16 protein-coding genes are annotated in these 20,499 nt (G+C 47.3%); 2 read left to right on the top strand and 14 right to left on the bottom strand.

Features of this window, described 5'->3' with window-relative positions:
- Positions 1–200: 200 nt before the first annotated feature.
- Positions 201–1,337 carry a response regulator gene (locus tag MKX40_RS30265; protein WP_339238813.1) on the bottom strand — a complete coding sequence of 379 codons (1,137 nt, stop codon included), beginning with the start codon at positions 1,335–1,337 and terminating at the stop codon, positions 201–203.
- 176 nt (positions 1,338–1,513) lie between these two features.
- Between MKX40_RS30265 and MKX40_RS30270 the strand changes: the two genes are divergently transcribed.
- Complete coding sequence (locus tag MKX40_RS30270; RefSeq protein ID WP_339238814.1) at positions 1,514–4,609, top strand: ATP-binding protein; 3,096 nt, start codon at positions 1,514–1,516, stop codon at positions 4,607–4,609.
- Between the two features lie 225 nt (positions 4,610–4,834).
- Here the strand turns inward: MKX40_RS30270 and MKX40_RS30275 are convergent, their stop codons facing one another.
- From MKX40_RS30275 to MKX40_RS30320, 10 genes are all read right to left on the bottom strand, one after another.
- Positions 4,835–6,340, bottom strand: coding sequence for a malate:quinone oxidoreductase (locus tag MKX40_RS30275; RefSeq protein ID WP_339238815.1), 1,506 nt, complete (start codon positions 6,338–6,340; stop codon positions 4,835–4,837).
- A gap of 409 nt (positions 6,341–6,749) precedes the next feature.
- Positions 6,750–7,763, bottom strand: coding sequence for a dipeptide/oligopeptide/nickel ABC transporter ATP-binding protein (locus MKX40_RS30280; RefSeq protein WP_339238816.1), 1,014 nt, complete (start codon positions 7,761–7,763; stop codon positions 6,750–6,752).
- On the bottom strand, positions 7,760–8,560 hold the full coding sequence (locus MKX40_RS30285) for an ABC transporter ATP-binding protein (RefSeq protein ID WP_339238817.1): 801 nt from the start codon (positions 8,558–8,560) through the stop codon (positions 7,760–7,762). The genes MKX40_RS30280 and MKX40_RS30285 overlap by 4 nt, the downstream gene beginning before the upstream one ends.
- Positions 8,557–9,411 (bottom strand): nickel transporter permease, encoded by an 855-nt coding sequence (gene nikC, locus MKX40_RS30290; protein ID WP_339238818.1) that lies wholly within the window; start codon positions 9,409–9,411, stop codon positions 8,557–8,559. Before nikC ends, MKX40_RS30285 begins: the two co-directional genes overlap by 4 nt.
- Positions 9,411–10,355 carry a nickel ABC transporter permease gene (nikB, locus tag MKX40_RS30295; protein WP_339238819.1) on the bottom strand — a complete coding sequence of 315 codons (945 nt, stop codon included), beginning with the start codon at positions 10,353–10,355 and terminating at the stop codon, positions 9,411–9,413. The genes nikC and nikB overlap by 1 nt, the downstream gene beginning before the upstream one ends.
- A complete protein-coding gene (gene nikA / locus MKX40_RS30300; protein WP_339238820.1) occupies positions 10,355–11,905 on the bottom strand; it encodes a nickel ABC transporter substrate-binding protein in 1,551 nt (516 codons plus the stop codon). Before nikA ends, nikB begins: the two co-directional genes overlap by 1 nt.
- Before the next feature lie 223 nt (positions 11,906–12,128).
- Complete coding sequence (locus MKX40_RS30305) at positions 12,129–12,533, bottom strand: Imm7 family immunity protein (protein ID WP_339238822.1); 405 nt, start codon at positions 12,531–12,533, stop codon at positions 12,129–12,131.
- A 120-nt stretch (positions 12,534–12,653) separates the two neighbouring features.
- Entirely contained in the window at positions 12,654–13,199 is a 546-nt protein-coding gene (locus MKX40_RS30310; protein WP_339238823.1) for a hypothetical protein, read from the bottom strand.
- Between the two features lie 12 nt (positions 13,200–13,211).
- Positions 13,212–14,348, bottom strand: coding sequence for a WXG100 family type VII secretion target (locus MKX40_RS30315; RefSeq protein WP_339238824.1), 1,137 nt, complete (start codon positions 14,346–14,348; stop codon positions 13,212–13,214).
- A 186-nt stretch (positions 14,349–14,534) separates the two neighbouring features.
- Positions 14,535–15,344 (bottom strand): DNA-binding protein, encoded by an 810-nt coding sequence (locus MKX40_RS30320; protein WP_339238825.1) that lies wholly within the window; start codon positions 15,342–15,344, stop codon positions 14,535–14,537.
- Positions 15,345–15,501: 157 nt separating this feature from the next.
- Between MKX40_RS30320 and MKX40_RS30325 the strand changes: the two genes are divergently transcribed.
- Positions 15,502–15,849 carry a helix-turn-helix transcriptional regulator gene (locus tag MKX40_RS30325; RefSeq protein ID WP_339238826.1) on the top strand — a complete coding sequence of 116 codons (348 nt, stop codon included), beginning with the start codon at positions 15,502–15,504 and terminating at the stop codon, positions 15,847–15,849.
- Positions 15,850–15,923: 74 nt separating this feature from the next.
- Here MKX40_RS30325 and MKX40_RS30330 read toward each other — a convergent pair whose 3' ends face one another.
- The 3 genes from MKX40_RS30330 to araA all read right to left on the bottom strand — a co-directional run bounded on the left by MKX40_RS30330 (position 15,924) and on the right by araA (position 20,488).
- Complete coding sequence (locus MKX40_RS30330; protein ID WP_339238827.1) at positions 15,924–17,618, bottom strand: diguanylate cyclase; 1,695 nt, start codon at positions 17,616–17,618, stop codon at positions 15,924–15,926.
- A gap of 403 nt (positions 17,619–18,021) precedes the next feature.
- Positions 18,022–18,903: an AAC(3) family N-acetyltransferase gene (locus MKX40_RS30335; protein WP_339238828.1), complete on the bottom strand. Its 882-nt coding sequence runs from the start codon at positions 18,901–18,903 to the stop codon at positions 18,022–18,024.
- Positions 18,904–19,069: 166 nt separating this feature from the next.
- Positions 19,070–20,488 carry an L-arabinose isomerase gene (gene araA, locus MKX40_RS30340; RefSeq protein WP_339238829.1) on the bottom strand — a complete coding sequence of 473 codons (1,419 nt, stop codon included), beginning with the start codon at positions 20,486–20,488 and terminating at the stop codon, positions 19,070–19,072.
- Positions 20,489–20,499: the final 11 nt, after the last annotated feature.

The following is a 20,499-nucleotide window of genomic DNA, read 5'->3' on the forward strand; positions in this document are numbered from 1 at the left end:
CCTATGTGATTCGAATATTTTGGTCATCTACTGGGCAAACATTAACGCAATTCTGCTTCTTCTACGTCCCAGCTGTTATCTGACACATATCGTTTTCATTCTACACATAGCCTCTTACCAAACTCTTACCAAACCTTTCTCTAACAAACACAACCAAAAAACAGCCCTGCACATGAAGCTGCAAGGCTGTTGATATTCAATTACATATTTGATTGTTTCCATTGCTGGTACCACAACTCCACTTCCAACCCAGGACGGAGGCCCGCCTCTTGTTCTAATGCAGTAACCAACTGATTGTATTGTGCGATCACGGGATCTTTATTACCTAATTGATCATAAGTCTTCATTAACGCCAGTCCAACTTGTTCCAATGATGGCTCGAATTGCTGTACCCGATGATATAACGTGAGTGCTTCCGTGTGCTGTCCAAGCTCAATATAGTATTGTGCAAGCTGCATGGCGTGGTTACGCCAAAGTGCATGCAGCCGCTGACGCTCCAGCTCGGCCCATACGTAATCGTCCTCGCCATAATATTTGCCTTCATACTGATCTGAGGTCTGCCGATGTTCGACTACTGTGGAAGAAGATAATAAAGGCAATAGGTGCAGCCGATTCTCCCATTCTTCCGCGTCAATTCTGAATTCTCCCGTCTCCAGAAGATAACCAAACTGCTGATAGCGAATAAAAATTTTGTCTTCTCCCATGAATTCGTTCATCATGCTGCGTAAGCGATGGATGCCACTATGCAGATTGGATATGCCTCTCCGCTCATCCAACTCGGGCCACAATAGCTCAAGTAGCGTATCCCGTTTAATCGGTTTGTTCCGATGGTGGAGTAAATAGGCAAATAACTCTCTGATCTTGGTTGTTCTGAACTTCATAAGTTTGGGCGGCTCGTTCGGGTGCAGTTGGACCTGAAGCATTCCCAGACAGCGGATGACCATGGATGGCCCTTCTGCTGTATTCAGAGTTGCAGGCACCATTCGGCGTTGATACATCTTCATCGTTTTTTCCAAACGGTCACGCGTTACAGGCTTCATGATATAGTCCAGCACTTCAAGCCCGTAGGCCGTCAATGCATGTTCGTTATAAGCTGTTGTAAAAATAACCTCTGTTCCAGGGGAAACCTCATGAACCCGTTCGGTCGCCTCAATCCCGTTCATCCCCGGCATCTGTACGTCCATGAAGACGATTTCCGGCAGATGAATTCCGATCTGATCGATAGCTTCTTGTGCCGTCAGAAAAGAGCCGATCACTTCGCAATCCTCTCTCTCTTTCAACAGTTTGTTCAACCTGCTCAGAGCGAGATATTCATCATCTACCAAAATCACTCTCATATGCACAACTCCTCTGGCTCACTGATCATCCTTTAATCTATAATTTTACCATAAATCCTGATGTGGTACCGCTATCATTTGAATATAGAATCTATGTTCTGTATTCAAAAAAATGTTCTTCAATACCAAACGGCATGCAGGATTTTGAAGTAAACTGTCGAAAACTAAAGTCTGCCATGAAACTTATAACCTATAAAAAGATACCCCGATATGTATTGCTGTCGATTCTATTTCTCACTATTTTGCTTGGCTTTCGCTGGATATGGTCCGAGTCTTTCGCTATACCCGAACATCCTGAACCCACCAAAGGCGTATTGGACCTTCGAGGCTGGGACATCGCCAACGCTTCACCCATATCCCTCGATGGAGAATGGGTATTTTACCCCCATGCGTTAATCTCTAATCGTGATATTAAAGTAGCAGACTACTCATCCGCACCCATACAAGTTCCCGGTGACTGGCGGAATGTGTTACCCCAATCCTCATCATCATTTGGATATGGAACATACCGTCTTCGCATACTTGTAGATCCATCCGTGAAGGAAGTCTCTCTCTGGGCTCAGAAAATCCAGACTTCATCCATTATCGAGATGAACGGGACCGTTGTTGCCGAATTTGGTCAACCCGCCACCCATGCCGAAGCCTACCGACCAGAAAGGACTGCATTTGCGACTTCCTATGCGCTTGACGGTTCTTCCGAAATCAATCTCCTGGTGCAGACAGCTAACTTTGATGACCCATATAGCGGAGGGATCACGCGCTCTCTCTATTTTGGCTCTCCAGAAGCCATTGGAAGTGAACGGGGATTATCTATCGATCTGCAAAAGATTACGTTTGCCATACTGGTCTTGCATAGCTTATACGCCTTTATTATGTTTCTGTTTATCCGCAAGGAACGAGCTCTGCTGACGTTCTCGATGCTAACACTAGTAGCTGCCCTAACGGTCACCTCTGACCATGACAATCTGTTATTGAGTTGGATTCCACTCAACTTCACTTGGATCGTTAAGGCCAAAGCATTCTCCTATCCATTGTTCGCATTCTTTCTTGTACAGATGGCTCGAAGTTTCTCCCATAGTCTACAAGGCCGTAAACTATTTCGTATCTACGCCAGCGTGCTTGGTGTGTACTGTGTATTTTTGCTGATCGCACCGGTGACCTTGATCTACCATGTCCTTAAAATTGGACTATCTGATTTCCTGTACCTGTTTGCCATTGGCTGGTCTGTGTACCTGTTCTTCCGCATGGCAGCGGAGAAGCGAAGTGACGCAAGCTTTCTGCTCTTCGCGGCAACCAGCAGCTTATCCAGCGTATTGTGGGGAATCGTGAATTCGCGTAATGAAATTACCAACGTGTATTACCCCATTGATGTGATTGCAGCCATATTCGGCTTCTCTGCCTATTGGTTCCGAAAGTACTTCCGTAATTCAAGCGAAATCGAGAAGTTGTACGAACAGCTCAAAGAGGAGGATCGACAGAAAGATCAGTTCCTTGTGAATACAGCTCATGAACTGCGTACACCGCTGCATGGCATCATCAATATTGCGGAAAGCATCGCGGTCCGTGAACGGCGTAAATCAGGCGGACAGCAAGCAGAAGACATGAAGCTGTTGGTTACCATTGGCCGACGCATGTCCCAACTGGTTGATGATCTCCTTGACGTGATTCGCCTGAAGGAGAAGCGGATTACGCTTCAGAAGAAACCTTTGTCTCTTGCATCTGTCATTCCAGGCGTAATCGGCATGTTCCGATTCATGGCAGAGGGCAAGCCTGTCCATATGGAGGTAGACATTCCAGATACACTGCCACTTATCCAGGCCGATGAGAGAAGACTTGTTCAGGTGCTCTACAATTTGTTGCATAATGCACTCAAATTCACCGATCAAGGTACGATTACCGTATCTGTCCGGGAACATGAAGAAAGCATTGTAATTCAAGTCCTGGATACAGGTGTGGGCATAAGTGAGGAGATACAACAGCGAATATTCGAGGCCTATGAACAGGGAACCCCGGAGGCTCGTTTAAGTGGAGGAATCGGCCTCGGTCTTAATATCAGCAGACAGCTCATCGAACTCCATGGGGGCCAGCTCACCGTGCAATCTGTACCTGGACAAGGTTCGAGCTTCCAAATCTCGCTTCCACGGGAAGATACCACATCGCAAACGGATCAGACTGAACAGCGATGGGAGGCTCACAGCTTTGACGAAATCGCGATTGCAGAGCCGCAGCAGCAGACCTTGTCCCATTCTCATGACAAGACTGTCGCCCGCATTCTTACCGTTGATGATGATCCTGTAAACCTGCGAGTGCTAATCTCCATGCTGGCGAATGAGCCCTATCATATTCAACCTGCGGCCTCGGCCCTTGAAGCACTCCAATTGCTGGATCAGGAGCCGTGGGACTTACTGATTGCCGATGTCATGATGCCTCATATGTCCGGTTATGAACTGACAGAGAACGTACGCAAACGTTATTCGGTATCAGAGCTACCCATCCTGTTGTTGACGGCTCGTAACGAACCAGCGGATGTTTACGCCGGATTCATGGCTGGTGCAACGGACTATGTTACCAAACCCGTGGATGCCGTTGAGTTAAGGCATCGCATCGGATCACTAATCGTGCTGAAACAATCCATCGATGAGCGACTGCGTATGGAAGCTGCCTACTTACAGGCACAGATTCAGCCCCATTTTCTTTTTAATACGCTCAATTCCATCATGGTGCTTAGTGAGATAGACACGGAGCGAATGCAGAGACTGGGTGATACGTTTATCGAATATCTTCAGACCAGCTTTCATTTTGTCAATTCGGAGAAAATGGTTGAGGTCACGCATGAGTTGGATCTCTCCCGTGCCTATCTCTACATTGAGAAAGAACGTTTCATGGATCGGCTGAATGTCATCTGGGATATTCCAGATGATCTTGATCTTTCGCTGCCGCCACTCACCATTCAACCGCTCATTGAAAATGCAGTACGACATGGCGTTCTAAGCAAAGTTGAGGGTGGAACCGTGCATATCCGGATCATCAACCAAACAGCATCCACCCTCATTGAGATTGAGGATGATGGTGTGGGGATGCAGCCCGAGCAGATTGAACGCGCACTTGCGTGGCCTAAGAGAGGATCTGGGGGAACTGGAGGGATCGGATTAACCAATACACATCGCCGGTTGACTCAGATGTACGGACAGGGCTTAAGCATCGTCAGCTCACCAGGCCAAGGTACGAAAGTATCCTTTGTCATCCCTTTGGACCGCAGCACAGGAGTCTGAATGATAAGATAGTTCTGTAACGCTACAACAGGCATTCTGCACAGTCCGTATCCGTATGCTTCATGTGATGTCTAAGGTGAACGCGATAGTGAAGGACATATTCATGTTCTGGTTCAACTCCAAATTCAGTCATATCAAATAAAACGAAAAAAGAGCTAAGCACGGGCTTCATCCCGGTTTAGCTCTTCTTTCGCTTGATTATTATCTAACTCGATAAGCTAGATGTTATACATGCAGGGCTTGTTTTTCATCCGATAATCCCAGTGCCTTGGCAGTTGAAGAATGAACCTCTTTGAGAAGATCCAGATTCTCCACAAGGGAGATGCCATAGGATGGAATCATTTCCTTGATCTTCGGCTCCCATGCCTCCATATGCTGCGGGAAGCAACGCTGAAGAATCTCAAGCATGACCTGAACCGCAGTGGATGCACCCGGTGATGCACCCAGCAAAGCCGCGATTGTTCCATCTGCAGATGTAACTACTTCCGTACCGAATTGGAGCGTACCCTTGCCACCTTGAACGGTATCCTTGATGACCTGCACACGCTGCCCTGCCAGAACCATATCCCAATCTTCGCTCTTCGCACCCGGAACAAAGTCACGCAATTCTGCCATGCGTTGTTCTTTGGATAACATCAGTTGTTGGATCAGGTACTTGGTCAAAGAGATTTCTTTGACACCTGCTGCGAGCATCGTAAGCAGATTATGCATCTTAACCGACGTGATTAAGTCGGCATTGGAACCCGTCTTCAGGAACTTCGGCGAGAATCCGGCAAATGGCCCGAATAATAGCGACTTCTTATTGTCGATGAATCGGGTATCCAGATGCGGAACGGACATCGGCGGAGCCCCTACCGAAGCCTTGCCATATACCTTGGCGTGATGCTGTTCCACGACTTTTGGATTTTTGCACACCATAAAGATACCACTGACCGGGAATCCGCCGATATGTTTACCTTCCGGAATGCCCGTCTTCTGGAGCAGATGCAGACTTCCGCCGCCTGCGCCAATAAAGACGAATTTCGCCTTATGGCGTTCGACTGCACCGCTCTCCAGATTTTTCACAGTTAATTCCCATTGTCCATCATTGGTACGTTTCATATTCTTCACGCTATGTTGGTAGTGGATCGCCACGTTTTGTTCCTTCAGGTGTCCGATTAGCATACGCGTTAAAGCACCAAAGTTAACGTCCGTACCGGAGTCAATTTTGGTCGCCGCAACAGGTTCATTACTTGTTCGATCTTTCATCATCAGCGGCATCCATTTCGCCAGCTCTTTCTTGTCATCCGAGAATTCCATGCCTGCGAACAGCGGGTGATTCGATAAGGAGTCATAACGTCTTTTTAGAAACTGGACGTTGCTCTCTCCGTGTACATAACTCAAATGAGGAATCGGCATAATGAAATCCCGCGGATTACGAATCAGACGGCTATTGACGAGATAGGACCAAAATTGCTTTGAGATCTGAAATTGTTCATTCACTTTAATCGCTTTGCTAATATCTACGGTTCCGTCTGGTCGTTCAACGGTATAGTTAAGTTCGCACAATGCAGCATGCCCGGTTCCGGCATTATTCCATTCGTTGGAGCTTTCCTCTCCTGCAGTGGCTAGCTTTTCGAAAACCTTAATATTCCAGTCTGGTGCCAATTCTTTTAGCAAAGTTCCCAAAGTTGCACTCATAATTCCGGCACCAATCAAGATAACATCTGTACTCGTTTGTCCCTGGCTCATGTCTACCGTCCTTATATCCTATATTTGCCAAAAGGATGTAAGCGTTATCGATTTGGCATTTGCAGCAAGCCCATTCTTGAACGGGGTCGCACCTTCTCTGAATGATTATAACCTTGATCTAGTGTATCAATAATATAGAGCAATTTAAATATGCAATTTCAAGATATTTGCTATTCCATCAGTATACGCTAGTTTACATCGGAACGTTAGCCCGGTTATAGGCCTGAAAGATATATTTGTTCAAAACAAAGAAAGGAGCCCGGTTTTAGTGGGACTTGGCACATGAAATGTTGTATAGCCTTACTTAACTCGTGAAAAGGGATGCACCAAAAGCCGCTTACGAATCGCTTCGCATGGCGGCTTTATATTAAAGATTACCCCTTACCACCCCCGGCGTTTCCGGGAGTACTCAGAAAATCGAAATCAGTTCCTTTGTATACGGATGGCGTTCTTCAGCGAACAACGCATCTGCGCCAAAGCGGTCAACGATCTGGCCTTCCCGCATGACAATGATGCGCTGACTCATCCGATGTACCGCGGCCAAATCATGCGAGATGAACACGTATGACAGACCAAGCGATGTCCGCAGGTCGGTGAGCAACTGCAAAACGGCACCTTGAGAGATAACGTCCAGGCTGGCCGTCGGTTCATCCAGAACGACAACGTCCGGCTCAATGCCAATGGCACGTGCGATCGTGACCCGCTGACGCTGTCCACCACTTAGCTCGTGCGGATAACGTCCAGCTACATCGCGAGGAAGCTCGACCGCTTCAAGCAGCTTTTGCACGTAAGCCTCCTTCGATGTGTAGGTAAAGTGGGACAGTTCTGCGTCCCGTCCAAGCTGTTCGTAAGGATCGATTAGCGAGTCGGATATCTTGAGCTTTGGATTCAGTGCAGCCATTGGGTTCTGAAACACAATCTGAATCTTTCGCCGATGAGGTCGCAACCGTCGGCCGCTCAGCCGCGCGATATCCTGTCCGCCCAGTGTAATCGAGCCTGTATCTGCATCTTCGATCCGAAGCAGACAGCGGGCGAGCGTACTCTTGCCACACCCGCTCTCCCCAACCAGACCAAGACACTCGCCACGGTTCAGGGTGAAGGAAATATCATCTACAGCTGGTCGGTCTGCACCTGCATACGTTCGGCTGAGATGTTCCACCTGAAGCACGGGATGATTTAGGATGCTGGGAGAGGAAGTAGTCTTTGCAACGGCGTTATCTATAACGGTATCTGTATCCGCATGATCTGAATCTGTAGCATTTATGACTGCCTGATCTGTATCTATAGTATCTATGACCACATGGTCTGTAACTGCATTGTCTATCTCTGTATGGTTTGCGCCTTTAGCACGGTCATGAACTCGCACATTGGATTCGTCAGACTGCACAAATCCTTGACGTCCTTCATTTGAAGTCGTCTTCATTCTGTTCCCGCCTCCTTCAATCCCGACTTCAGTGAGCGGCTCAGAACGGGAGCTGCTTCGATTAACTGGCGTGTATATTCATGCTGAGGATGGTCAAGAATGCGATGCTTGCCGCCCGATTCGACGATCTGCCCTTCCTTCATAACAGCCAAGCGGCTGGCATAGCGACGTACATGACGCCAGTCGTGCGTGATAAACAGAATCGCACAGCCCGTCTCCGCTTGTTTGCGTGCCAGCAGTTCCAATACGCGGTGCCCGGATACACTGTCCAGTGCCGTTGTCGCTTCGTCAGCGATCAGCAGACGAGGGGAGAGCATCAGCGATGTGGCAATAGAAGCCCGCTGAAGCTGTCCACCGCTCAACTGGAACGGATATCGGCGCAGCAATTCAGCGCCAAGGCCAACCGATTCCAATGCTTCCTCCGCCCGTTTCTTGCGGATGGCAGAAGACTTCTCCCCATGTACCTTCTGGTATTCATCAAAGTGTCCACCAATGCTACGAAATGGCGTAAACGCTCCCTGATAGTCTTGAAAAATATATGAGATGCGGCTTCCCCGCAGGGCTCGCATCTCCTTTGGCTTCCGTTCGAGCAGGTTGCTGCCCTCGAACATGACTCGCCCCGACGCATGCAGGTTGGGCGGCAGCAGACGACCAATGGCTTGCGAGAGCAAGCTTTTGCCACTACCGCTCTGTCCAACGAGTGCCATGAATTCACCTTCGCGAACAGCCAGAGAGACTCGATCTACAATAGTCCGATCCCGGCTAGAGATGCTCAGTTCCTCAATGGAGAGAATCATGGCTGCACCTCCTTCTTCACATCAAAGCGGTCTCGCAGATAGTCGCCCAGCATGTTGGCAAGCAGGACTACCGAGACAATGGCAAGACCCGGGTAGATCATCAGCTCCGGCCGAGACTGGAAGTAAGGCCGTGAGTCATTCAGCATCGCTCCCCATTCAGGTGTTGGCGGTTGTGCACCTAGGCCAATGTAAGACAGTGATGAGATGAGCAGGATGATTTTGCCCAGATCAAGACTGGCCAGCACGAGCACATGCCCTGCGATATGTGGAAGCAGATGTTTTCTCATGATACGACCGTCCGAAAGTCCATTGGTGCGGGCGATGCGAATGTAATCCTTTTGGGACTCCGATAAAACCGTACTTCGAACGAGACGCGCATAACTAACCCACTTCACGATTACGATCGCCAATACCAGATTGCCGATTCCGGCCCCAAGCAGACCACTTAGCACAATCGCGACAATGGTATCGGGAAAAGCAAGAAAGGCATCCGCGATCCGCATGAACAGTTTATCGACCCAGCCGCGTTTGTATCCTGCGATCAAGCCAAACGGAATACCGATCAGTAGTGCAGCACCGAGTGCCAGCAGGCTATAACCCAACGTTTGACCGCCGCCAAGCAACAGACGTGTCATAACATCACGTCCCAGATGGTCGGTGCCGAACGGATGGAGAGCACTTGCCCCCTGCAATCGTCCACGCAGATCGGTTAACGTATGGTCATGTTTTAAGTATAAAAAGGCATATAAGGAGGCCCCGATGACCAGCAGTGCAAATAACAGACCGATGATCGCCTGCCAGCTATGTTTTTTAGATTTTGCAGTTGAAATGGGCAGGGGTATGGTTTTCATCAGTGGGCCTCCTTTTCCTTGAGTTTCATTTCAGGATTCAAATAACGATAAGACAGGTCAATCGCCGTATTCACGAGGAATACCACGACAGCCATGATCAGGATGTAACCCTGAATCAGAGGATAATCACGCTGGCGGATGGCATCAACGACAAGCTTGCCGATACCCGGATAAGCGAACAACACTTCAATCACGACAACTCCGCCAATCAGGCTGCCGAGACTTACGCCAAATACCGTAATGACAGGCGGAAGACTATGCCGAAACGCGTGTAGCATGAAGATCCGGCCTTCGGATAACCCTCTTGCCCGGGCGGATCGAACGAACTCCTGGCTAAGAGAATCCAACAAGCTGGAACGCAAAAGACGCACATAAACGCTGGAGATGGCAAGTCCCAGCGTCAGAGATGGCAGAATAAGTGAGGTGAATCCATCCCGGCCCATGGTCGGCAGATTGCCAAAGCGTACGCCGAACATGTCGATCAGGATCAGACCCAGCCAGAAGCTTGGCACCGCCGCACCCACAATGGAGAGCATGCGGCTGCCGCGGTCAATCCAACTTCCACGATGAAGCGCTGATAGCGAGCCGAGCGGGATCGCAATGACGAGCATAACCAACAGCGCGCCAATCGTGAGTTCAGCCGTGGCTGGCAGCGCACGCATCAGAGTCTGCATGACGGGCTGGCCTGTCGAATACGACACACCGAAGTCGAACCGAACAAAATCGAGCAACCAGTTGCCAAACTGGACAGGAAGCGAATCGTTGAAGCCCATCTCCTCACGTACAGCTTCAACCTGCTCCTGACTGACGGACAGTTCGTCTACGTTCAGGATCGTCAGCACCGGATCACCCGGAGCCAGACGAATGAACAGGAAGCTCACAAACATAATGAACAACAGAAAAATAAATACCTCAAGGAACTTGCGAAGCAAAATGCGAAACATTACATCACATCCAGCTTATTGGTAATCATGTAATACTCACTGCGAGTGGTAACCCAGTTCTTAATCTTCTTGCCGTTATAGGCAACGATCGTACCCGGATGCAGCACGAAGGAATTCAGCACATTATCATGCACGTAGTTGGCTGCCTTCTCGGCAAGCTCTGCGCGCTTTTCCGGTGCAACCGTGAGATTCAGTTCGTCGATGATTTTGGTCAGTTCCGGGTCTTCCGATCCGCTGAAGTTAAGAGCACCCTTGGGATGGTACGTAGCATTCAGATAATAACCGGCATCCCCACGAGGAGCGGTCAAATTACTGTACGTTGCAATATCCCAGTCGCGGTTGGACGCCATGTAATCTTCCGGTGTGTCGATCTGGCGAATCTGTACATCGATACCAATTTTCTTCGCATCCGACTGGAACACTTGGGCGATCAGCGGCAGATCGGCACGAGACGAATACGTCAGCAAGGTTAGCTGCAACGGTTTACCGTCCTTTGTCATCACGCCGTTTTGCAGTGTATATCCCGCTTCGCCAAGAAATTTTACAGCGACATCAGCTCCGGATTCCGTTGTGGTATCCGTATAGGTTGGCGCGAACGGCAACGATGGCAGGAACGGTCCGATGGCTGATTCACCATATCCTAGCAGGATCGTGTCGACGATACCCTGACGGTCAATCAGCGCGTCCAGCGCACGACGGACATTGAGGTCCTTCATACTCTCCCGCTGCATGTTCATCGTTAGCTGATGCACGCGGAACGTCGATGTAGACTCCACCTTCATGCCGTCTATCGCTTTGAGCGATTCGAGGCTCTCCACTTCTGGGCGGTATACGATATCAACTTGTCCAGATTTGAGTGCTAGTGTGCGGGCATTGGCATCTTCATTGAATGAGAACGTGATGGAATCCAGTGGTGATGCTCCGTCCCAGTATTCATCATATCGATCCAATTCCAGCTTGCTGCCTGGGGTAAAAGAAGTCAGTTTGAACGGGCCCGTACCAATCGGCTTGTTCACAACGTCCGGCTCACTTACGTCGATGATCGCCGTGTTGGGGTTCACCAGTTCCGAAGCGAACTCCGGGAACGGCTGCGTTGTGGTGATCTCCAGCTTGTCGCCCTCGGCTTCAATTGTATCGATCTTCAGCGCGTTCTGGATGGCTACATTCTCTTCCAGTGCACGTTCAAGGGATGCCTTAACGGATTCACCCGTCATTGGCTTGCCGTTCTGGAAGGTCACATCATCTCGCAAGTCGATCGTCCAGTGCTGTCCGTCTTCGCTCTCCCAGCTCTCAGCGAGCCATGGAGCCACCGTCAGATTCTCTTCATCGAGACGCACCAAAGTCTCTGTAATGCCCGCACGCAGCGGCACATAGCTGGAATCCACATGTGGATCTAGTGAACTGGTGGAGAAGTTATATAGGAAGTGAACATTTTTATTATCCGTGGATGGTTGCGCAGCGGGACTGGATTCAGATGATCCGCAGGCGCTCAACAGTCCAGCGCTCAAGGCCAAGGAGACCAGCGCTAACAGTGGCGTCTTTTTATTCAAGGTAATGCCCCTCTCTCTTAATCGTAATAATTATCATCTGAACAATGAGTATTATCATATCGTAATGATTACGTTTTGACAAGAGTTATATTGGTGTTAGAACGAGAAAAAATCCGACTCTCGGATGAGAGCGGATTCTTCATGTTTTTTGTTACATATGAGGGCTATCAACTATAAATTTTGGTTGCCTATACTTCAATGTGGTATGAACTATTTGTACAGATTATCCTTCATAATCATCCTCTAGTGTTGGTATGAATGGGGAAAGAAACGGATCATCATTCTCTGTTACTTTACCTCGAATTAGTGTGTAGACCTTAAACTGATTGGAGGATTCCGCATCATCACTATCTCTTACATAAAGGACTCCATAAGAACCTTGAGCTATCTCACCTATCTTTTTCATTACTTCGGCGGGATCATACTTTGATAAAGGTTTGTGATTATCTAGGCCCGCTATCCATAGTTGAAAGTCACCATTAACTGCTCTCAAGTCCAAAACACCTGTAGGCCAATTTAGCTCCTTTACATATTCCCGCAGATGTTGAATAACTAAACCATATTTATACTCATCTTCTTCAAGCGACGCACACTCTCTAATAGTTGCCCAGCCATGATATTCGTACATTACCTTTCACAGCTCCTTTATCCGTAAACTATGTAGACAGTGCTTCAAAACTATTTATCTTCTGTTAGTCGCGTGGAATGGAGCATGATCGATTTTAACATTTTTCAGTAAAGTCGTTCTCTATGAAGTCAATCGCTTTACATCGTTTAACTTTTCCTGAAGTATTTGAATACTCGTACTCTGCAGTATGTCAGGATTCAATTCAGTAACAAAATCCAGAAACTGATGTGCACTTTTCATAATTTCTTCTGTAAAGGATGCCGAACTTACATTAACACCATTCCAATTTGAGTATCTAAATTCCTCATTTGGTTCAGTAATAAATAAGTCCAGAATAACTTCCCGATCAATATCTTCTACTAAACTAACTTGTAGTTCCACTCCCTGCCGTTTAAACTCCAGCCACAAATTAGCACTATCAGGAATTCGATAAGCAACATATTGATGTATTCTAATCTTCTGGACTATAGTCAGTAAGTCCACAAACCATCTAATAAGTCTTTCATTACCAAATGGGCAATCGTCAAAGAACATACCGTACTTACTTCCGTTAAAGTCCAATTCAATAATTCCCTCGATATCTTGTTTCGTTAGATCAAACTGCTTTGCAGACATTTGTTTGATTTCATCAAAGTTATCAATTGCTTTAAATGAAATAGTGAACATATTTGAACCCCCCTAATCTATTAAATCTCTAATTTTATATATATGTGTACCATAAACAGAATCAACATTATCATTTCTAATGAAAACTTTAATCTGTTCATCAAATACAGTAACAGTATGCAATCCATCCTTTATTCCCTGTTGTTTCAACTGATTAACGGCCTCGGTAGACGCATCAGTTATTTTACTATCAGACCACTCTTTATTAAAGAAAGACTTTCTACTTAGCATTTCATTGATTTGTTCATCGGACATTTTCTTTTGGAGATATGGAAGTTGTTGCTTCGTACTATTAACAGAATGCCTATTAATAACATGGTCAATCAGATTTTGGCTTAACTGAGATCTCTGCACTGTGGCTTTTGAAGTTCCCTCTAGTACATTTTTTTCTATACTCCCATTCTTAGCCTTAGCAGCCTCAATATGCTGCTTAATCTTCACCACAGCAGGATTAGAAGCAGGCAATCGAAACGGACCTTTGCCGCCCGGCATACTCCCACGAACCATCTGAATCCCCATGAAAATCTGACTGAACTTCAGAGACGCCACCATCATCTGAGCATATTTATCCGATACAGGCTCTCCCGTTGTAGGATGAATGCCCATCTCAAACGCCTTGATCTGTAACGCAAAAATATCTTCCCCAGGCGGTTCAACGTTCACAACTTGCATACGATTCAAGTCCAGATGTCCCTGATCCCTCTCATAAGCCTGAAGGGCAGCCTGATCCGTAACACCTTTCTCGTTCACAGGCATCATTTTACCAAGCATCGCGTTATACGCCATCCGATAGCCCTTGTCACCCGAACCGGAATCACCTGTTGATTTGGTCATCATAGCTGCGGCACCGACTGCTCCAAACGCACCACCCAGACTTCCCTTCTGAGCATCTGCATCCTGGAATCGCGTGGCGATATCCTTCAATTCCTTCGATGTATTCACCATACTCTCCAACGCTTTATCCAGTATAGGTCGTGACTGCTCGAACTCATAGTAAAATCGCTCCTGCGTCGCGCCCATCCACATCGCCTGAACGAACATGATCTGTCTCGTCAGATCACTTCGTATACTCTCCAACTGTTGTCTGGCTTGATCCACCTGATTCGATACGTGATGTAGTTGTTCAGGGGTAACTTTGATTGTACTCATAACGTTTCTCCGCTCATTCGAAATAGGATTATCCTATGTTAGCAGAAGTGTGATATGTAAACTATCCGGCTAACATCCTGATTTCACCATGGTAAAAACACAAGCTGTGCTCCTCATCGGTGCTATGGTCCTATATGCATATACCCACTTCAAGGCATATCCTACCAGTTTCAGTAAATACCTTTTCTACTTCATTTCCTCCAACATCACCCGATATCGTCCAATCTGCTCCGCTGTCGCCTCTTCCCGCAAAGATTCCAACAATGCCATGCACCTTATAAAATACCGATCCATCCCTAGCTTATCTGCTAACCAGATTGCCTGCAAAATGAACTCCACTGCCTCCTGTGGTCTTCCCATCCACTGTTCATACGAAGCCCGCCGATAACAGTAATGGTACATATCATCGTTGTTTGAAGAATCCTTTTCTTTGCCAACACTCTGTATCTGATCCTCGAACACCTGTAAAACCCGATCAATCTGCCATCTATGCCGCACTGCTGCCTCCGTAATCACTTTCAGACCTGCCAACCATTCCTCCGCATGCTCAAGCAAAAAGTTCACAAACTCCTCCAGCAGTTGCACCTGCCCAGCTTCAATCTCAAGCGCATACCGATTCACCTGTGCCTTATGCCTGAACTCCTGCACCACCTGCATACCTACCTCATCCAGATCCTCCATCCATCCCAAATCTCCATATTGATCGATACATGCTCGCGCCTGATCTACCTGTCCCATCTTCTGGTGAGCCATACCCCGCATTAGGTGACTGAACCCATAATAGTAGACCAAGGGCCGCTCAATGTGTATATGTGGTACAGGCATTCCCTTTAATTGATACTCCTGCCGCTCTTCATGGATGGACTGCACACATTGATATAACATGTCCGCCCTCTCCATCACCTTGTTCCAATTTTCAAAAGCCACAGCCATGTCCAACATTTCAACAATAATGTCCGGTTTGAGTGATTTTAGGATAGATTTCCGCAAAAACATCCTCCTTAATTATCCATTTTCTTATAATTGTATAGATAAATCAAAAGAAGATCAATATAAATTGTACTTATAAGTACTTTTATTCAAGAGAACAGTTTGTACATATTAGTCTGTAAGGATTCCATAACCTCTTCTAACCTTAAGTGGAGGTGATCAAATGAGTTTACCAGAGGACGTAGGAAATCGAATACGTGAGTTAAGGAAGGCAAAAGGCTGGACTCAGGAACAACTAGCTGAAGCAGCAGGTCTTCATTACAGCTATATTGGTGGAGTTGAACGGGGAGATCGTAACATTTCTTTGGAGACTCTTGAGAAAATAATGAATGGATTGCAGGTCACTGCTGAAGAAATCTTTAAATTCAAAGAAGACTCTGAGTACAAAAGAGCCTTGGATGAACATATAACTTTAATAAGCGGCAAAAGTACAGATACAATCATATCATTGACCAAAATTAGCAAAGAAGTTTTAAATGCTATCGACAAATCACATAAAAATTCCGAATAAATATCTCTACATCAAAATCATACGCTAACACCAAAAAGAGTGGAGTACGTCCCACTCTTCTCTTATCTCTCTTTTCAAATAACTTCCCGCTCAAACTCCGCAAACTCCACTCTGTTCCGCCCATTCTGCTTCGCCTGATACAGTGCCTTATCCACCGCAGCGAATAGCTGGGTCAAATACCCCTCCGGATTGTCCGGCACATGCTCCACTTCAAAGTCCTCAAAGGACAGAATACCAATACTAATCGTAATCGACACCTGCATAATCTCGTGATCCACCATAATGCGGTTAGACTCCACAGCTGTTCTCACGCGCTCTGCGATTTGATTTGCCAAATCATGCTCCGTATGCGGAAGGTAGATCATGAACTCCTCCCCGCCATAACGCGTCAGAATATCAGTACTGCGTATGGATTGTTTGACCGCCTCCGCCGTGTGGACGAGCACTTCATCACCGATGACATGTCCGTAGCGATCATTGATCGCTTTGAAGTAGTCGATATCGAGCAGCAGGAGTGAAAATGGTGTTTTGTATTGAATATTGGTAATGACCTCATGATTCAGATGTTGGGTCAGATAACGGCGGTTGTAACAGTTGGTTAAACTGTCCGTCAGCGCGAGTTCCTCCAGTTTGCGATTGGCCTCGGATAACTCCTGACGGATCAAGTCTAGCGCCTGATTACGCTCCTGAAGCGTCTCGTTCTGGCGATTCATCTCTTTTACATAGAAGCGCTCCTGTGAGACATCTTGGAACGTAAGGATATGACCGATCGGCACAAGAGCCGAATCCACAATCGGAGACGATTGCAGAATATAGTGCCGAATGCTGCTGTCCCGCTCCACGATCACTTCAATATGAGAGAGGGTATTTTCTTTTTTCTTATAATGATTCACGAACTCCCGACAGCTGCCCACAACTTGAACAGACTCCAGAAATACCTCCATATCAAAAGAATCCCCTACATGCAGATCCATAAAGGATCGTGAGGCTTTGTTCGCTTCAACAATGACTTCATTCTCATCCAGTACCAGGATGCCATATGGAATCGTATTGATCACGTCCTCATGCGCGATGGAGACCAGATCGAACACATTGTATCTTTTGATCACATAGACGAAGAACAGGTCTGACATAAAGATCCCCAGCGATGTCATGCCAGGAATGATCGGCAACCAGCGGGCTAGAACGACATTCAGAATCGCATCGATTGTTGCAAAAACAGCCAACACCAAGATACCCCATAGGGTGATCCGTACCTGTTTTTTGATCATGGCAGACGTCTGCGATGAATACACCGCCCGGAACAGAACGACGAGGGAAGCCAAGAAATAGCTCACCAGAATAACCATCACAACCCAGAACCAAGGGCCGTAAGCCCGCTCGATGTACCCGCCCTCCAGGGGAATGACGAACTCGTTCCATGGATTTGCGACTACACCTATAGCCCCGATCACCGCAGGGACAAATAGCAGGAAAGTGCCTTTTGCACTCAACCGCTCCGCGTAACCGGTAATAAAGATCGTCAGTAGAAGCCACCCGCTCCCAAGCAGAGAGACTGCAACGAAAGACAACGTAACATAGAACAACTGCAGACCAGAATCATCCGTAAGCGTACTGGCAAATTGACAGAAAGGCCAGAGCATCATCAACCCGTGAAACAAAAAGTACACCTTATGTAAGTTCGTAATTCTAACCGTAGCAAACACATATACACCTACACCGAACAATAGGACGAATAAAAAGAGATCATACCATACTAATGGGTTCACGAATCTTCTCCTTCTTAGATGCTACAATGACAACGTGATTGCTCATAATTCTATGTGATACCTATATAAAACTTCAATAAACACCTATACAATACCGCTACGTCAAACATTGGTTAATTTAACCATATCTTATCACACCACCATAAGGGTGAGTAGCCCATACACTGGAAGTCTGACCAACCTCTGATCGAAATCCTGATCTATTTTGCGTTTTTGTGAAGGGATCTGACTGTTCCACAAAAAAAAAACCGCCCATATCCAAACGAGCGGCCAGCCAGCAATTGGTTTGATTCAAATGACCCATATCTTTCGCGGAGTTCATCTCTCCGGCAGTAGTACTTAACCTTCTGATCAGGAACATCTACTCTTCCCGTATCTTGGCTATGGCTTGTTCATGATCAAGTCAACGTTCGCCTTCAACGATCTGCTTCTCAGCGATCAACAGCTCCAATTGTTGCTTATAACGTGCCTCGTTTCTGAGATATGCTTCATGACTCATTCCGACCAGATCAGCTTCATATTTAGGGGAATAAAAGGGTTCATTGTCTGAGAATAAGTCTGGATTTTCCTTCAGCAACTCCGTAATTACCTCTGACGTCTTAACCGCATCGCACACTCTAACAACGGCATCCCCAAGTTGTCCTTTACGCATCGCGCCTTCGCGAACCAGCACATCGTCTACTTTCCAGAAATGCTCCGACCATGGCAACCCACTATGTCTGCGGGACGGTACTGAAATCTGGCTTCCATCCGGTAAAACCGTATATAACATCTCATGCTCGTCCGTCATTCTGCCAGGGATGTCCACCCACTCTTCGACGCCATGGATAAATGTATTCCGCTTCAAGTCAACGCCCACTAACAAGATTGTCGCTTTCCGATCCAGCAGTTTCCCCCATGCTGAACCTCTCGCACACGGTGTATCGAAGAGATGATCATCCTTCGTAAACACCTCTGCATCTCTTCCGAGTGCCGCTACCGAGTGCGTAGGATGCCACGAACGAACCACGCCCGGACGTTTACGGAAAAGCTCAGGCAGAATGCCTACGCAGCATACAGAATTTTCCACGTGGAACATTGGGTTATCCGCATTAATGGTAGACCACGTATGAGTGGGAAGCACCAACAATCCGTCTTCCATGTAATCGCTAACGGCATCCAACACCGTATCTGCTCCACCTTCAACCTCGCCCACACTCTTCATTGAAGAGTGCATAAGCAACGTACCTTGGCGATCCAAACCAAGCTGCTCCAGTTGCTGCATCAAGCTTTCTTTTGTGTACATATCCTTTCCTTACCTCCTTCATTTTTTATCCCTTTTCGATGGAAAATCAAACCCATGCTCAGCTCATTATCATGCTTCTCAGCATAACAAACAAAGGGCCGAGGGTTAACCCCCGGCCACAGAGAAAAAATTGTATACGTTCAGGGCAGTAGCTGCCAATCCACTTTTACTTAATAATAACGTACTCCAGATTCACCAGCTTCGCATATGTCACGATCTGATCTGTCGTCAGGTTCAAGGATACAACCGTATGGTGACCGCCACCATTTTCGATCCATGCTCTAACGCCATCCTGGAAGTTCGGCTTCACGCTCCACAATACACGCGCTACCGGCAGGTTAGGTGCTGGAACGGTAGGCTCGAATGCAGATACTTCATTGATCAGCAGTTTGTAGTGGGTACCGAAGTCTGCCATGGATACCACGACCCCTTCGCCTGCCTTGCCATCGAACACAAGACGTGCGGGATCTTCGCGATCGCCAATACCCAGTGGGGACACGATAATTCTAGGTTTCGTGCTAGCCAGTGTAGGATCTACTTCAAGCATGTGGGATTGCAGGATTGCTTCCTGTCCAGCAGCCATTTCGTAGGTGTAATCTTCCATGAAGCCCGTGTTCTCGTTATGGGCCATGATTTTCAGCAAACGATCCAGTGCAGCTGTTTTCCAGTCACCCTCACCGGCAAATCCGTACCCTTGCGCCATCAGGCGTTGCACAGCCAGACCCGGAAGTTGTTTCATGCCATGCAGATCTTCGAAGTTCGTCGTGAAGGCACTGTAACCACCTTCGTCCAGGAAACGTTTGATCGCAATCTCATAGCTTGCTTGCACACGTACACTGGCTTCCCAAGCTTCCTTGCTGTTCGTACCATAATCGAATTCGTAGAGGTCTTTATACTGAGCAATCAGATCATCGATTTCCTGCTCCGTTACGGCGTTCACGTATTGCACGAGGTCGCCAATGCCGAAGTAATCAACCGTCCATCCGAATTGGATCTGTGCTTCCACTTTATCGCCTTCGGTCACGCCAACGTTGCGCATGTTATCTCCGAAGCGAGCGACTTTGAGGTTGAAGCCTTCGTTAAAGGCAACCGCTACGTCCATCCAGTCTGCAACCTGTTGTTGCACTTCCGGGCGCTCCCAGTAGCCAACAACGATTTTGTTTTGTTTTTTCAAACGAGCATTAATAAAGCCATATTCGCGGTCACCATGTGCCGCTTGGTTCAAGTTCATGAAATCCATATCGATGGTTGCCCACGGAATGCTTTCGTTGAATTGAGTCGCCAAGTGCAGCAAAGGTTTTTGCAGCAATTTTGTACCACGAATCCACATTTTCGCCGGGGAGAAGGTATGCATCCATGTGATGACACCTGCTACTTCGTCGCGATAGTTGACTTCTTTCATGATGCTCGTGATTTTATCTGCGGTTACCGCCAGATCCTGCAATACAAGCGGGTACGGCAGTACGCCGCTGGCATTAAGGGCATCCGTAATTTTCTGTGCGTTAGCTTTTACTTCGCCCAGCGCTTCTTCTCCGTACAAGTGCTGTGAACCGACCACAAACCAGAATTCTTTTGCTGCTGACATATAATCATCCT

Source organism: Paenibacillus sp. FSL R5-0517 (assembly GCF_037974355.1).
Lineage (GTDB): Bacteria > Bacillota > Bacilli > Paenibacillales > Paenibacillaceae > Paenibacillus.